Annotated in this window: 12 protein-coding genes, 2 tRNA genes and 1 rRNA gene; 6 read left to right on the forward strand and 9 right to left on the reverse strand. The window is 61.2% G+C overall.

All coding sequences use genetic code 11. The features are described 5' to 3' along the window. Positions 1 to 101: 101 nt before the first annotated feature. A complete protein-coding gene (locus AC1Z36_RS17750) occupies positions 102 to 875 on the forward strand; it encodes a uracil-DNA glycosylase (RefSeq protein WP_483561552.1) in 774 nt (257 codons plus the stop codon). Here the strand turns inward: AC1Z36_RS17750 and AC1Z36_RS17755 are convergent. Beyond that, a complete protein-coding gene (locus AC1Z36_RS17755) occupies positions 872 to 2542 on the reverse strand; it encodes a threonine/serine exporter family protein (protein ID WP_105659118.1) in 1671 nt (556 codons plus the stop codon). The two genes, AC1Z36_RS17750 and AC1Z36_RS17755, sit on opposite strands and share 4 nt — an antisense overlap. A 201-nt stretch (positions 2543 to 2743) precedes the next feature. Here AC1Z36_RS17755 and AC1Z36_RS17760 point away from each other — a divergent pair, with 201 nt between their 5' ends. Continuing rightward, complete coding sequence (locus AC1Z36_RS17760; RefSeq protein ID WP_105661591.1) at positions 2744 to 3790, forward strand: LLM class flavin-dependent oxidoreductase; 1047 nt, start codon at positions 2744 to 2746, stop codon at positions 3788 to 3790. A gap of 56 nt (positions 3791 to 3846) precedes the next feature. On the opposite strand, the gene AC1Z36_RS17765 is transcribed toward AC1Z36_RS17760, so the two are convergent. After that, positions 3847 to 3923: transfer RNA gene (locus AC1Z36_RS17765), tRNA-Val, on the reverse strand. A 409-nt stretch (positions 3924 to 4332) separates the two neighbouring features. On the opposite strand from AC1Z36_RS17765, the gene AC1Z36_RS17770 reads away from it, so the two are divergent. Next, positions 4333 to 4950, forward strand: a complete 618-nt coding sequence (locus tag AC1Z36_RS17770; protein WP_105659116.1) for a GNAT family N-acetyltransferase — start codon at positions 4333 to 4335, stop codon at positions 4948 to 4950. Positions 4951 to 4954: 4 nt separating this feature from the next. On the opposite strand, the gene AC1Z36_RS17775 is transcribed toward AC1Z36_RS17770, so the two are convergent. From AC1Z36_RS17775 to AC1Z36_RS17795, 5 genes are all read right to left on the reverse strand, one after another. Then, positions 4955 to 5887, reverse strand: coding sequence for a hypothetical protein (locus AC1Z36_RS17775; protein WP_105659115.1), 933 nt, complete (start codon positions 5885 to 5887; stop codon positions 4955 to 4957). Beyond that, positions 5884 to 7518 (reverse strand): HsdM family class I SAM-dependent methyltransferase, encoded by a 1635-nt coding sequence (locus AC1Z36_RS17780; protein ID WP_483561553.1) that lies wholly within the window; start codon positions 7516 to 7518, stop codon positions 5884 to 5886. The genes AC1Z36_RS17775 and AC1Z36_RS17780 overlap by 4 nt, the downstream gene beginning before the upstream one ends. 122 nt (positions 7519 to 7640) lie before the next feature. Beyond that, positions 7641 to 8591: a DUF808 domain-containing protein gene (locus AC1Z36_RS17785; RefSeq protein WP_105659113.1), complete on the reverse strand. Its 951-nt coding sequence runs from the start codon at positions 8589 to 8591 to the stop codon at positions 7641 to 7643. Between the two features lie 164 nt (positions 8592 to 8755). Further along, positions 8756 to 8829: transfer RNA gene (locus AC1Z36_RS17790), tRNA-Thr, on the reverse strand. Between the two features lie 171 nt (positions 8830 to 9000). After that, complete coding sequence (locus AC1Z36_RS17795) at positions 9001 to 9867, reverse strand: DsbA family protein (RefSeq protein ID WP_105659112.1); 867 nt, start codon at positions 9865 to 9867, stop codon at positions 9001 to 9003. Between the two features lie 400 nt (positions 9868 to 10267). Between AC1Z36_RS17795 and AC1Z36_RS17800 the strand changes: the two genes are divergently transcribed. From AC1Z36_RS17800 to AC1Z36_RS17810, 3 genes are all read left to right on the forward strand, one after another. After that, positions 10268 to 11731: an alpha,alpha-trehalose-phosphate synthase (UDP-forming) gene (locus tag AC1Z36_RS17800; protein WP_402741893.1), complete on the forward strand. Its 1464-nt coding sequence runs from the start codon at positions 10268 to 10270 to the stop codon at positions 11729 to 11731. A 41-nt stretch (positions 11732 to 11772) separates the two neighbouring features. Then, positions 11773 to 12552: a trehalose-phosphatase gene (gene otsB / locus AC1Z36_RS17805; RefSeq protein WP_105659110.1), complete on the forward strand. Its 780-nt coding sequence runs from the start codon at positions 11773 to 11775 to the stop codon at positions 12550 to 12552. 65 nt (positions 12553 to 12617) lie between these two features. Continuing rightward, positions 12618 to 13685 (forward strand): ABC transporter ATP-binding protein, encoded by a 1068-nt coding sequence (locus AC1Z36_RS17810; RefSeq protein ID WP_105659109.1) that lies wholly within the window; start codon positions 12618 to 12620, stop codon positions 13683 to 13685. Positions 13686 to 13813: 128 nt separating this feature from the next. Here the strand turns inward: AC1Z36_RS17810 and rrf are convergent. Together rrf and AC1Z36_RS17820 are read right to left on the reverse strand one after the other, a co-directional pair. Beyond that, positions 13814 to 13930: ribosomal RNA gene (gene rrf, locus AC1Z36_RS17815) — 5S ribosomal RNA — on the reverse strand. Between the two features lie 144 nt (positions 13931 to 14074). Continuing rightward, positions 14075 to 14857, reverse strand: a complete 783-nt coding sequence (locus AC1Z36_RS17820; RefSeq protein WP_105659108.1) for an SDR family oxidoreductase — start codon at positions 14855 to 14857, stop codon at positions 14075 to 14077. Positions 14858 to 15086: the final 229 nt, after the last annotated feature.

A 15086-nucleotide genomic window follows, 5' to 3' on the forward strand; every position in this document is an offset into this window, starting at 1 on the left:
TCCACCATCGGTAGACATACCACCGATATTCTAACCAATCTGCTTGCCTAACACCGTGTGGCCGAGCACAGGCACGCCAGAAAAACGGCACAATTACCCCTATGGACGATTTGCAGCCAGCACTTTTCGATGCACCCCAGCCAGCTCGGACACCAGTGTACGAAGCGGCTGATTTCCCGTTCTACCATGGTGCCCATTCCATGGCCGACCACGGGTTTATCGCTGCAGACTGGGTACCGGCACTCTGCGAGCAGGACTCGCTGCTGCGTTCCCTGGCCACCGATTTGGCGGCCCGTTCGGCGGCCGGTGAACAGATCCTGCCGGCACCGGAGGTGATGTTCCGCGCACTGAGCCTGCCATTGTCCGAAGTCAAGGTCCTAATTGTTGGCCAAGACCCATATCCGACACCCGGCCACGCAAACGGTTTGGCCTTCGCGGCCAACAAGCAGGTGCGTCCGCTGCCGCGCTCCTTGGCCAATATCTACAAGGAATTGCACTCCGATCTGGGACTGGAGCCGGTCGCGCATCCAGACCTCAGTCCATGGCTTTCCCAAGGCGTCTTGCTGCTGAACCAGGTGCTCTCCGTAGCCGCTGGAAATGCCGGCTCGCATCAGAAGCTGGGTTGGGCGCCAATTCTGCAAGCCATCCTCACCGCGCTCAATGACCGTCCGCGGCCTCCGGCGGCTTTGCTCTGGGGCAAGCATGCGCAGAAACTCTCCGAGTCCCTGTCCAACGCCGTGCAGCTGCAAAGCGCCCATCCCTCGCCGCTCTCAGCCTCGCGCGGGTTCTTCGGCTCCAAGCCCTTCTCAAGCATCAATCGGCTCCTGTCCGACAGCGGACAGAAGCCGGTTGACTGGTCGTTGCCGAAAGCCTAGCGTCGGCGGATCCGCCGGCGCTCACGCCGGGCGCTGGAGGTCAATGGACGGCACAGCGTATCGCCGAAGACGACGCCGCCAGCGATGGAGAGCATGATCGCCATGGCGTTGAACATCTCCACCAGTCCCGTGGCGGTGTCATTGACGTTGATGACGATGCCGTACATTGCGCGGAAGATCATCAGGCCCGGAAGCAGGAACATGACCGCAGGAGCCGCTAGCACCAGCTGCGGGGAGCGGAGTTTGTCCGCCGCCAGCCGCGCGGCGAAACCGATCACCGTGGCGACCAGCGCCGGGGTAGCCCGGTCTCCGAGTCCAATGCTTTCGGCCAGCAGCTGCACCAGGTAGCCGCCGACCGCAATGCCGGCGGTAGGCAGCAGCAGGCGCAGCGCGCTCTGCTCGGTGACCGCACCGGCGACAATGGCCACGCCCACCAAGACCACCAGCAGCCAGGCCGGATAGTCGGTTTGGACGATCTGGTGAACGTCGACCTTCTCTCCCCCGAGCAGATCCGAGATCACCAGGGCCGTAGCAATTCCGCAGAGGATCGCCCCGTAGATCAGGCTGGCCGAGAACAACCGGCCTACCGCTGTCACCGGGAAGCCGTTGATGGCATCCTGCAATGCCGAAACGAATCTGCCCGACGGAAGCAGCAGCAAGATGCCGCCAGAGACCACCAGCGCCGGATCCAGCGGAGCGTGGAATTGATGCCCCAGCAAGGCAATGCCGGTGACCACCAATGTCGAGGCCGCGATAGTGAAGAACTCGGGCACTCTCCAGCGCGAGCCGTATCGGCCGATCTGCGTCACGAGGCTCGAGGACAGCATCGCCACCAGCGCACCAGCCCACGAGCCGCCAATGAAGAGCACGAACGCGGCCGCGAACACGGCCCGGCCGCAGGCGACGATCCAGCGCGGGAACGGCTTGGGCTGCCGCGTGATGTCCTTCAGCCGCTTCGCTGAAACGGATCGCGATACGCCGCCGGCAATGATATCCGAGACGAGTTCGTGCACCAGCACCATGCCGGCGTAGTTCGAGGTGTAGGAGCGGACCACACGCAGCACCGAGTAGCTTTCGGCGTCCGGCGGGCTGTAGTTCAAATGCAGGGACTGGTTGGTGATGTCCACATCCAAGTGGCTCAAGCCCAGTGCCGCGGTCACCGCGATCACGCTGGTTTCCACTTCCAAGGCGCCTGCGCCGTAGCGGATCAAGGTCTCGCCCAAATCCAGCGCGAACTCCATGGTGCGCCGGTTGGACGCGTCCTGGTCCACATTGACCTTGGGGTTGGCGTAGGGGGTGCCCTGCAGGCGCTCAACGATGTTCAGCGCCTCGGTGGGAGGGGTATCCGAGATCCACATTTTCGCCAGCAGCCGACGGGCCACCGGGTTGGCGCGGGTAGGCATGAGGGTAATGCCCTCATCGGTGGTGTGGACCTGGCCGGTGCGCCACTCGATATCCGAGACATCGGCAGCCGCCACGTTGGCGCTGACCGCCGTATTGAGCGGTAGTTCAGATGCCGTTGCCGGCTCTTCGGCGGGCTCTGCCGGATGGAAGCCCATGTTGATCTCACTAGTGGCAATGCGGGGCAAGACGCCAGCTAGCGGAGCCGGATCCTCGCCTACGGCATTCGACGAGGCGGCCTGTTCCTCGCTAGATCGATGCGCCACGAATCATGCCCCCTCATCCAAAGTTTTTCCCATGGGATTCACCATACAACCCGTGCATGAAAAGTTGTCGGGAACGTGGCGAATTCGGGAGGTATCGCCGAACACATTTAAGGGTATTTTCGGCCACTGGAATACCGGCGCTCGGCAGTTGGTTGCACCATGCAGAAGTTAGATGTGTTTGCATATAATCCGGAGGATCCAATGAATACGCAGTTCCCATTGCCAGAAATCGGAGCCGAGACCTTCGGCGACATCACCGAGGATGCCCAGGGCAACCCGCTGAGCCATGCCCAGGTGATCCGCAATGTCATCGCCGAGGGGCAGCAGGCCGAAGCCTCGGGTCTTGATTTCTTCGGTGTCGGCGAGCACCACCGCGATGACTATGCCATCTCCTCCCCCGAAATGGTTCTGGCCGCCCTGGCCAGCACTACCCAGCGCATCAAGCTCGGCACCGCGGTGACCGTGCTCTCCAGCGACGACCCGGTGCGCGTCTACGAACGCTTTGCCACCTTGGACGCGATCTCCAACGGGCGAGTGGAGATCATCGCAGGCCGCGGCTCCTTCATCGAATCCTTCCCGCTCTTCGGCCTGGATCTTGAAGACTACGAGGACCTGTTCGAAGAGAAGCTGCATCTGCTGGCCAAGCTCCGCCACGGCACGCCGGTTTCCTGGCAGGGCAAGCACCGCGCCGCCTTGCGCAACCAGCAGATCTACCCGCTGCTGGAAGACCAGCCCTTGACCACCTGGGTGGGTGTGGGTGGCAGCCCGCAGTCGGTCACCCGCGCGGCCCGGCATGGCTTGCCGTTGTGCTTGGCCATTATCGGCGGCCAGCCCTCGGCCTTCGAAGGCTTGGCCACTCTCTACCGCCGTGCGCTGAAGGAGTTCGGCCATGGAGAATTGCCGGTCTCGGCGCACTTCCATGGCTTGGTGGCTTCCACCGACCAGGAGGCCCTGGAAACCCTCTGGCCGCATTACCAGCGCACCATGAATCGGCTGGGCGCCGAACGAGGCTGGCCGCCGGCCAGCAAGATGCGCTTGCAGGCTTCCATGGGGCCCGAGGGAGCCATGATGGCCGGCAGCCCGGAAACTGTGGCACGGAAGATGGCCAAGGTGGCCCAGCAGCTGGGCTTGTCGCGCGTTGACATCAAGTACTCTGCCGGTTCCTTGCCGCACGAGGCGATGATGAACAGCATCAAGTTGCTCGGAGAAGAGGTCAAGCCCATGGTGCACCAGCTGCTTGGCGCCTAGGATCCTGGCTGTCCCGGAAACAGCGAAAGCCACCGCATTGCGGTGGCTTTCGTTCTTGGTGGATCTTACTGGACTCGAACCAGCGACCTTTCGCGTGTGAGGCGAACGCTCTAACCAACTGAGCTAAAGATCCATCTGCGCCCTGACTTGCAAGCCAAGCGCATAAGCAATCCTACCGGGCCGTGGACCTCACTCCAAATCGGCCACCGGTTCCAGCGCCCGGAATCCGTCCCCGGAACACGCCGAAATGCCGCTTCCAGCGCAGGTTCGAACAGTCGCGGTTCAGGCAATGAGTAGAGCAGAAAAACAGCGCCGAATAGTTTATTTGCGATTCACCTAAAAGTACCCATTTCCACTTGTCAAAAAGGGACTTTAGACTCCATAATTTTTCTAGCTCATCGAGCTCAAACTGGACCCTACAAGGAAGTTGCCGGAAGCCGCCGGCATCGGTCCCCTCAAGGCCAACGAAACCGCGCAGTGGATTTTTCCACCGCGCAAAAGCCTCATCTTTCGTTCGTTCTTAGAATTTAGGACCGTACCCAGTGTTTGAAAACCTGAACTTTTCCTTGTCATCCCTATGCGTTCAGCCGGCCCAGCGCGCCGAATTAGCGACCCTTTACCCCCTGGTCGACCAGCGTTGGAACCAGAAGTTCGACCGGCTCTCGCTGCTTGTGACCGTGCGCGACCAGGGCACCTTGGTTGCCGCAGGCCTCGTGCATGATTCCATCATTGCCCCGACTTCTTCGATGAACGCCGTGGAGCTCGGTTGCATGGCCGTGCGCCCGGACTACCGCCGCCTGGGCATCCGCCAGCATGCGACGTCGCTGCGCCTTGCCCACGCGCTGCGTTCGGGCAAAACTCCGATCAGCGTCATCGATTCGCAGAACCCGGCATCCTGGGCCTTCTACGAGCGCTCGGAACTGTGGCAGCGCGAGCGCAGCTTCGAGCACGATGGGCAGCTGAAGTTCATCTACCGGGCCACCGAGGCCGCATGGCAGTGGGCCGCGCAATTGCCGCAGGCCTCCGAGGACCACGTGGCCATCCACCTTCCCGAAAGTGCGATGCCAGCCCCGAGCCTCATGGCCGGCCCGGCCCCGGTCCAGGGATTCGCCGCGCAGTTCGGATCCGATGATCCGGCCTCCGCCGTGCCGGTGATGTGACCGCCTAGAACAGGGCGTCCTGCTGTTCGTCCACGGAGCCGTGGCCCGGCAGCGGGGCAACTTCTCCGGCCCGGCGAGCGCGAGCGGCCTCGTGCAGGTCAATCGGGGTGACCTTCAGGACCGCATCGACCATGGCGTTGAGGAACTGCGGCGCGGCAATATCCGCGGGCACCGGAGCGTGGACGCATTTCACTTCGGGATCCTCTGCGCTCTCATCCCAATCCACCAGCAGCAGGCCGGTGGCGGTGTACCCGAAGCCGTCGCCGAAGTCGCGCAGCTTGCGGATCATGTCCACGGTGCGGCGGAAGGCGGCCGGCTCGGATTCCAGGATCGTGGCACGCTGCACGAAGAAGAACCCGACGGCTGCCAGCGGGTAGCGGGCCCGCAGGTTAGCCGCATCCCCATAGGCCTCTTCATAGCGGTTGGCCAGGTTCTTGCCGAAGGATGAGGTCATCGCCTTGGTGCTGAGCAGCAGCTCGGGACCGGTGGACCAATGGGTCATCACCACGTCGGTTTGCTTCATGTAGGCGCGGCCCAGGATGCGCGCGTCGATGCTGCCCGCCTTGCCCGCCATGATGGACTCGTGCACCTCGTCGGCCAGCCGCTCCGGCAGCTTGCGCAGCAGTTCCAGGATGTCGCTGGACAAGACCCGGGGCGCCTCGGGACGCGGCCACACCAGATCCGCATCGAATCCGGCACGGCGCAATTCATGGGCCAGCCATGCGTCCACGCCCTGGGCAAAGCGGCCCGATCGGGTGACCGCCTTGTTGCGGACCGGGATGCTCAGCAGGCGTTCGAGCACCGGGAAGGACGGGTTGAATTCCTCGGTTACCGCGCCATTGCCCAGCCAGGGCGAATCCTTCGCCGCTGACATCAACGTGGTATCGAATTCGGCAAAGGCCAAGGTCTTTTCGATCGCAGGATTGGCCACGTTCATCCCCTCACGGCTTTGCTTCTGGCCTTGCGGCGTTCGAGCATATTCATTCGCGCAGTGCGGACCGCCTCCAGCGCATCCGGCTCCAAGCCGAGCAGCTGCTCGAGCACCACGCGGTCCACCAGGTCGGTGGCCTCTTGCTTGCGCCCCTGCACCAGCAGTTCACGCACCGCCGGCTTGATGGCACGCAATTGCCGGGCATAGCGCTGCACCATGCCGATCGCCGGGACCGGCAGCTGGTCGGCTTCACGCGGTTCCAGCTTCAGGATGCCGCCGCCGTAGGAGCGGCCCACCATTTCGGCTCCGAGCATGGTCAGGGTATTGAGCGATGCCACCGGGAGCAGCTCGCGGCCCAGCTCGCGCGCATCGGCGCCGAGGTACACCCCATGGATCGAGTTGATGTGGTGCACCGCGGCCTCGTTGGCGGTCAACCGCGGGGTGTCGGCGTTCATGTAGGTCATGAACAGGTCCGGCACCGAGAGCACCGGCACCCGCCACCATGGCGAGCGCACCTTGCACTTGTAGGCCTGGTCGACGTTCTGCAGTTCACCGCTGGCCACAAAGCGCGCACCAGCACCGCTGGGTTCCGCGCCGGGGCGGAACATGTAGGCAGCTGCCCCGTGCTCGGCGAGCTTTTCCCAGCCGTCCTCGCTCAATTCCAGCCCGCGCAGGTGGCGCGAGCCCGGAGGCGAGATCCGGATCAGGTCCTCGCGGGCCAGCCCCAGGTCCTGGATCTGCTGGGCCGAGAGGGTGAACCACTTATTATTGCCGGTGACCGCGCCCAGCGAGGTTTCGCCCCAGGACTGCAGCGGCGCCATCCGGCCGGCGGCCAGTGCCGCCGACAAGATCCCCTGGGCTTCAAGGCCGACCAGGGAACCGGTCCAGCGCTCGTTCATGCGCACCGGGGTGTGGCGGGTGCCTTCGCCCAGGGCTTGCAGATCCAGCGCATTGCGGAATTGGTGCAGGTTGAAGGAACCGCTAGCCCCTTCGCGGTAGCCCTCGGCCAGCAGCAGCACCACTTCTTCCTGCGCGTCGGCGAACAAGCGCTCTTCGAAGACGGCCAGGTGCACGCTGGCGAAGCGTTCAAGCAGCATCTGGCGGACAGGCCCGGCATAGTTCACGAACATCAGCTCTGCCGGAAGCACCAGGGCCAGGCGCCCGCCGACGGCAAGGAAGCTGGTGGCATGCACGACGAAAGCGGCCCAGATGCTGGCAAGTTCATTCAGTTCCACGCCCGAGGCTTTGGCCGCGGCGCGCGAGAGCTGCCGGTCAGCCCCGCGGTGCAGCTGGTAGCGCACGTAGGGAGGGTTGCCGATGACAGCGTCGTACTCGGCGTAGCCGGTGACCTCGAAGAAGTTGGCGTGCTCGATGCGCGCGTCGATCCCGGCGGCGCTCATCCGCTCACGGGCGGCCTGCACCGATGGTTCGTGCAGTTCCAGGCCCACCAGCTCGACCCGGTCTCGGCCATCTGCAAGCACCGGATGGGCAGCGGCAAGGAATTGCGCTTCACCGCAGGAGGGTTCCAGGACCTTGGATCCTTGCTCCCCCAGCGCCCACTGCGCCATGAAGCTGGCAACGGGTTCCGGGGTGAAGTAGGCTCCGCGCGCATGGCGGGCGGTGGCCTGATCTGTCAATTCTCTACTCAACACGCATCGATCTTTCCACGTAGGCCAGACAGTTGGGCTGGACCGGTAGACCGAGTCCGGGCGGCAACTTCTCTATTCTACGTGCGCGGGCATCTGGCTGATTCCTGTTCCTAGTGGTCTGCTTCGGCTTTGCCCTTGTGGCGCAGCTTCTGGATGCCCAGGATGATGACGGTAATCACGGTACCCATGATAAAACCGGCAAGGCAGGAGAAGGCGGTGTTCACCAGCCAGCCCAGCACGGCGCCGGCCTGACCGGTCGCGTCGTGGACCAGCAGTTCAACGTGGTGCACGAAGCCGTACGGTGCGTGCCAGCCCAGTTCGTCCATGCCGACCAGCAGCAGGTGCCCGCCGACCCAGAGCATCGCGATCACGCCGACCTTGCTCAGGATGGACATCACGATGGGCATCGCCTTGACCAGGCCGCGCCCGATCTTCTGCGTGAGCTGGCGCGGCTTGGCGGCCATGTGCAGTCCGATGTCGTCCATTTTGACGATCAAGCCCACGGCGCCATAGACCACGACGGTCATCAGGATGGCGATCACAATCAGGATCAGCGCGCGATTCAAGAATGGCTCGTGGGACACCTCGTTCAGCGAGATGACCATGATCTCCGCGGAAAGCACGAGGTCTGTGCGCACTGCCGATCCGATGATCGCTTTCTCGTCGCGCACTCCCTCCTTGCCGCCCGGAGTGTGGTGCTTGATCGCGCCCATCGCCTCAAGCAGCTTCTCGGCGCCTTCGAAAACCAGATAGGCGCCACCGATCATCAGGATCGGGGTCAGCGCCCATGGAGCGAACTGCGATAGGATCAGCGCCACCGGAAGGATGAACAGCATTTTGTTCCGGATAGACCCAACGGCGATCTTCCAGATGATTGGAAGCTCGCGCTTGGGCGAGAGTCCGGCCACGTACTGCGGGGTGACTGCCGCATCGTCGATGACGACGCCTAGCGATTTGGTGCTGGCCTTGCCAGCGCCCAGCGCGATGTCATCAAGCGATGCCGCGGTGACTTTCACCAGCGCCGCCACGTCGTCCAATAGTGCTGCAAGGCCTCCGGCCATGGTCGGCTCCTCAAATATAGGTTCTGCGCAAAATTCTACCGGCGGGATCTTTGAGCCTGCCATAGGCGCGACGCTGGCTCGGGCAAGACCTGGGGCTAAAAAAAGAAACCGCGCCACGAAGATTCATGGACACGGTTCCCGTTGCTGGTCCAGGACCAGGTCAGAGCCCCCTACCGGATTCGAACCGGTGACCTTCAGTTTACAAGACAGACGCTCTGGCCAGCTGAGCTAAGGGGGCGTACCGAATAAGAATATCCGAAAACCCTGCGGCACTGCGAATTGGCGATGCTCCGAGTTAAATGCCGATGGGAAGGAAGCCATCATTGGCTTCCTTCCCATCGGTCGGGGTGCGAGATCAATAAGGATACTACCGGATCCCGAACAATTGTCCAGAGTCTACCGGTTCGACTTACTTGTTGGCAGCGATTGCTTCCTTCACTGCGGTTGGGAAGTCTTCCTTTGCCAGATCGACTACCTTGCCCTGGACGAAGATCGATGGGGTGCCAGCCACGCCATCGTACTGGCCGGCAGTAGTGGTGTACTGGACGAATGGACGGAACTTGTCATCTGCGATGCAGCTTTCAACGGACTGCGCAGCGCCATTCTGGATCGCCAGATCGGCCAGCTCGGCGTTCTTCATCTCGCCCTCTGGGTAGTGGCCCCACAGTGCCTTGACGAAGCCCATGTAGGCTTCTGGGCTTTCGTCGGCGACGCAAGCCAATGCGTTGGCGCCGCGCGAGGAGAAGTTGGTTGCTGAACCACGGTCAAGGTAGCCGACGTTGCGGTATTCAACGGTGACGTCGCCGTTGGCCAGCCATTCCTCGATCTGGTCCCCGTAGGTAGCCTCGAAGTCTGCACAGTGAACGCAGTTGGCGTCAACGTACATGGCGATGTTGATCGGTTCGCCCTTTTCAGCCACCGTCAGGTCGCGTGGGGTAGCAGGCGATGGCGCCTCGGCAGGTGCTTCGAGCGTCTTGATATCCACATTCTCGATGGACTTCTCTGCGACAGTGTCCGGCGAGGTGACCATGATGCCACCGGCTGCGGTAGCGCCCTGCGGCACGGCGCCGGAGTCTGCCACCTTTGCGTTGTTGTTCTGCACGATCAAGGTAACTACCAGTGCGATGACCACAATGACTGCGGCCAATACGCCCAGCTTCACGAAAAGCGACTTGCGCTTCTGAGCGGCATCTTGAGCGGCACGCATCTGCGCCGCCTTCTCTCGGGCACTCGCGGTTCGCTCTGCCTTCGATGGGCGCGGGTTATTTGTAGACATAAATTTGGCGGTTCCTTGGTCAGCGGACAACTATCATCTGGAGTCAAGCTTAGCCAACTCCGAGCGCCAATATCCTTGAAAACTCAAGATTCCCCCACCTTCACAGGACTCACATATCTTTCGCATACAGCACCCAAAGTGCTTCGAAAACCTTAAGTTGAGCGTTAAACCAAGTCATCGGCGGATATCGTTTCTTTGCTGCCGGTCCTTAGCTGACCACGCGGCACATGCGCAGAAGTAGCCCATATGACGGAGAAATCCGTCCCTTCGTTCCCTTAGCAGTCAGTTTTCACTAGGCTAAATAGCAAGAGCGAGGAAATTTGACGAGAAGTCATTCACTCAGAACCGACGAATCTGCACCACGCCGGTGAACCAGATTGAACAAACCAGGAGGTTTGCAGTGGGTAACCCAGCGCCGAGTACAAAGACCGAAAATTCCTACGATTTTGTGGTTGTAGCCAACCGCCTTCCGGTGGATCGCATCACCAATCCTGACGGATCGCAAGGATTCCAGCGTTCGCCCGGTGGTTTGGTTACCGCCTTGGAACCGGTCATGGCTGCGTCCGAAGGTGCCTGGGTGGGTTGGCATGGCGGTATCGGCGAGAAGCTGGAGAGCTTCGACAAGGATGACATCCATCTGGTTCCGGTCCCCCTGGATGAGGATGACCTGACCCTCTACTACGAGGGCTTCTCCAACTCGACGCTTTGGCCGCTCTACCACGACGTCATCGTGCCACCGGAGTACCACCGCACCTGGTGGGACCGCTACAAGAGGATCAACCAGCGATTCGCCGATGCCGTACTGGAAATCGCTGCTCCGAACGCTACCGTGTGGGTCCACGACTACCAGCTGCAGCTGGTTCCGCAGATGCTGCGGCTGGCGCGACCCGATCTGAAAATCGGCTTCTTCCTGCACATACCGTTCCCGGCGGCCAGCCTGTTTTCGCAGCTGCCCTGGCGCACCCAGATCTTGCAGGGACTGGCCGGCGCGGACTTGGTCGGGTTCCAGCGCGAAACCGATGCGAGCAATTTCCTGCGCTGCTTGCGCCGTTTCACCGACTACTCCACCAAGGGCGATGTGGCTTCGCCCCCAGCCGGTAACGACATGCAGAATCTCTGCCGTGCCAATGCGCATCCGATTTCCATCGATACCGAGCAAATCGCCAAGCTCGCACGCGATCCGCAAATCATTGCCCGTGCCGCCCAGATCCGCCATGAGCTGGGCAATCCGAAAACCATCATGCTGGGCGTGGACCGCTTGGACTACACCAAGGGCATTCGCCACCGCCTGAAGGCCTATGGCGAGCTGCTCTCCGACCAGACTCTGCGCGCCGGTGATGTCTGCCTGATCCAGGTAGCCAGCCCCAGCCGGGAAAACGTGGACAGCTACATCGAGCTGCGTGACCAGGTGGAGCTCATGGTCGGGCAGATCACCGGCCAGCATGACACCCTGAGCCACACCACCCTGCGCTACCTGCACCAGTCCTATCCGCTGCGCGAAATGATCGCCATGTATCTGGCAGCCGATGTCCTGCTGGTCACGGCCCTGCGCGATGGGATGAATCTGGTGGCCAAGGAGTTCGTCGCTGCGCACCAGGATGGTCGCGGTGTACTGGTGCTCTCGGAGTACACCGGCGCTGCCGATCAGCTGACCCAGGCTGTCCTGGTCAACCCGCACGACATCGACGGGATGAAGGCCAGGATCGTTGAAGCGGTTCAGATGAATGAGGCAGAGCAGGAACGCCGGATGAAACGCATGAACCGCCACTTGGCACTCAACGACGTCTCGAAGTGGTCCGAGGATTTCCTAGCCGAGCTGGCCGAGATCAACGCGGCCACCTCCGTGCACGAAATCGTTCGCTAGAAGATTCCGACAGGAATCCTGATCTCCGATGAGGAATACCATTGCCTGACCTTGACCCTGCCCTGCAGGCCGCGCTGGCTGAATTTGCTGCCCATCAGCGGGTACTAGTTGCTTTGGACTTTGATGGAACGATGTCCCCGCTGGTTGACCGGCCGCGAGAGGCCCGGCCGCTGGAAGAGTCTGCTGCTGCCTTCGAGCAGCTGGCTTCCAGTCCCGGGGTATACACCGCGGTGGTGTCGGGGCGTAACCTGCAGTCCTTGAGCGAGGTCTATCCTGAGCCTCGTCCAGAGATTCGCATTGGTTCGCACGGTGCCGAGCGCTTGGTTCCGCCACAGCTGGGCGCGATCTGGCACGATGAGCCGCTGACCGCTAGGCAGTCCGAGCTGCTCGGGCAAATTACCCAGCGCCTGGAACGCGTTGCTGCGATGCACGCGAACGCCAGCGTGGAGTACAAACCGTCGGCCACGGTCCTGCACGTCCGCCAGGCAGCACCTGATGTTGCCGCCAAGGCCCTGGCACAGGCGCGGCAGGCGCTAGGTGATTTGGACGGCATCAAATTGCTTGAAGGCAAAGCGGTGCTAGAGGCCACCGTGCATCATGGCGATAAGGGCCAGAGCCTGCAGTGGTTGCGTGAAGTACTCGACGTCCAAGCGGTCCTTTTTGTCGGTGATGACGTGACCGACGAGAACGGATTCAAGGTTCTTGGCGCAGCGGATCTGGGCATCAAGGTGGGACCTGGACCAACTGCGGCCGCGCATAATATCCTTTCGCCAAGTGAATTACCACACCTTTTGAAAAGTCTGATTTCCATGCGACACTGAAGTGTCCCAACTCACTTTCACTACGGATCGTCGGGCACGTACCTGCCCGTGAAAGGATTGTCATCATGGCAACTGTGACCTTTGAAAAGGCCACCCGCATTTACCCGGGCGCACTTGTGCCTTCCGTCGACGCTATCGACTTGGAAATCCAAGATGGAGAATTCCTTGTCCTGGTCGGCCCCTCGGGTTGCGGCAAGTCCACCACCCTGCGCATGCTCGCTGGTTTGGAAGAAGTAAACTCCGGTCGTATTCTCATTGGCGATAAGGATGTGACCAACGTTCCGCCTAAGGACCGCGACATCGCCATGGTCTTCCAGAACTACGCGCTGTACCCCCACATGACCGTTGCCGAGAATATGGGCTTTGCCTTGAAGATCGCCGGCGTCGACAAGGAGGAACGCAAGAAGCGCGTGCTGGAAGCAGCCAAGCTTCTCGATCTGGAGAAGTACTTGGACCGCAAGCCCAAGGCCTTGTCTGGCGGCCAACGTCAGCGTGTGGCCATGGGTCGCGCCATCGTTCGTTCGCCCCAGGTGTTCTTGATGGACGAACCGCTGTCCAACCTCGATGCAAAGCTGCGCGTGCAGACCCGTACCCAGATTGCGTCGCTGACCCGCCGGCTCGGTGTCACGACCGTGTACGTGACCCACGACCAGGTGGAAGCCTTGACTATGGGTGACCGCGTTGCTGTACTCAAGGACGGCGAGTTGCAGCAGGTAGGCACTCCTCGTGAGCTCTACGATCGCCCACGCAATGTCTTCGTCGCAGGCTTCATCGGGTCCCCTGCCATGAACCTGGTGCAGTTGCAGTCTGCCAATGGACAGGTTGCTTTCGGTTCAGCTGTTATCGATGCGCCTGGAGCACAGGGTGGAGTCACATTGGGCTTCCGTCCAGAGGACATCGAGATTGTCGGTGCCGGCGAAGGCGTGGAGATTGTTGTCGACGTTGTTGAAGAGCTCGGCGCAGATGCCTACATCTACGGTTCGGCAGAGCTAGGCGGCGAAACTCAGATAGTCGTGGTTCGTGTTGACGGCCGTACGCCTCCCGCACGTGGACAGCGCATCAATATTGCACCAAATCTGCAGCACGCGCACCTGTTTGATACGGAAAGCGGTCTGCGCTTGGACAACGCCTAATACTGGCTAGCGCCAATGGCGGCTTGGAAATTGAACTCCAAGCCGCCATTGGCTTTAAGTCCGCTGCGCGAGAGTCCGGTTAAACATCGAAGGCCCCGAACATAAGTTCGGGGCCTTCGGCAAATTATGCCCGGCGATGACCTACTCTCCCACACCCTCCCGAGTGCAGTACCATCGGCGCTGTGGGTCTTAGCTTCCAGGTTCGGTATGGATCTGGGCGTTTCCCCCACGCTATGATCGCCGTAACTCTATACCTCATGGCTAGCCATGGGAAAACTACGGTGTCATTCGCGATTGCGACAACTCCATAACTATATCAAGCACGCAGTGGATGCGCCACTTCAGAACGCGTTACCAATAGTGTCCTTCGCCATACCCGGCTAATTGGGCTAGCTCCAGATATCGTCCCCGCGGAGCGTAGCCTCGGCACCGCCATCGCAGTAAATCGTTTGCCCGGTGACGTGAGTATTTTCTGCACTCGTTAGCCACAGCAGTAGCTTGGCAATTACCACGGCTTCAGAGTGGTAGTTCAATGGCATCGGCACATTCTGGTCAACCATCGATTTGCCTTCTTCTGTCGCCAATAGGTCCCGAGTCATGTTGGTGATCACGGTGCCAGGAGCCACAGCGTTCAATGGGATCCCTGCGCCGGCCCACTTCTCCGAGATGCACTCGCGGCGAACCCAGCGGCTCAGCGCACGCTTGGAGGACGGGTAATTCAGGTAACCGGATTGCGGGCCAGCGGCTTCCAAGGCTGCACCAATGGCCAGAGCTGCTTCCTCGTCGCCTGCAAGCAATGCATCAACGAGTTCAGCGGAATTCTGCTGGATCGAGGCCATCGAGGAAACCACGGCCACGCGTGGTGACTGCGAGAGTCCCAATGCAGGCAGCAGGCCTTCCAGATACCTGGTTACGCCGAAGTAGTTTACCGAGACGGTAATCGCCTTAGGAGCCGAGATGCCTGCGGCCGCGATGACCGCGTCAATCTTGCCTTCGGAATGCTCTAGGGTCTGGCTGATGGCGCTTAGCCGGCCCGCCTGCGTCGATAGGTCAGCAGTGACCTCAGCATCGCGTAGATCAACTCCAATGACCTTGTGCCCACGTTCTCGAAGCAATCCTGCAGTGGCCGCGCCAATACCGGAAGCAGCGCCAGTAACGACATAAGTTCTCACGTTCGGTTTCCCTCTTTCGCAATTGGAAGACGAGTCGAGTCACCGTCGATGAGTCAGTCGCAGCCTCGCTCATATCCCACACTATGCCCATTTCGAGTGGCCCCTTGAACAATGATGCCTAAGTCAAGTGTTTGTGGTTGCCTTAGTCGCTTAGCAGCTATCGAGGTTAGAGCAGGAGGGGAGGGGGAACCAGGCTGCACCAGCTGCCCAATTCCCCCTCCCCTTCCCG

The sequence above is a fragment of the Glutamicibacter sp. BS14 genome, from assembly GCF_056934375.1.

Coding starts and splice junctions, on each gene's coding strand:
- AC1Z36_RS17810 (WP_105659109.1), top strand. CDS start 12,618: ATGGCAACTGTGACCTTTGAAAAGGCCACCCGCATTTACCCGGGCGCA.
- AC1Z36_RS17785 (WP_105659113.1), bottom strand. CDS start 8,591: ATGGCCGGAGGCCTTGCAGCACTATTGGACGACGTGGCGGCGCTGGTG.
- AC1Z36_RS17750 (WP_483561552.1), top strand. CDS start 102: ATGGACGATTTGCAGCCAGCACTTTTCGATGCACCCCAGCCAGCTCGG.
- AC1Z36_RS17760 (WP_105661591.1), top strand. CDS start 2,744: ATGAATACGCAGTTCCCATTGCCAGAAATCGGAGCCGAGACCTTCGGC.
- AC1Z36_RS17795 (WP_105659112.1), bottom strand. CDS start 9,867: ATGTCTACAAATAACCCGCGCCCATCGAAGGCAGAGCGAACCGCGAGT.
- AC1Z36_RS17775 (WP_105659115.1), bottom strand. CDS start 5,887: ATGAACGTGGCCAATCCTGCGATCGAAAAGACCTTGGCCTTTGCCGAA.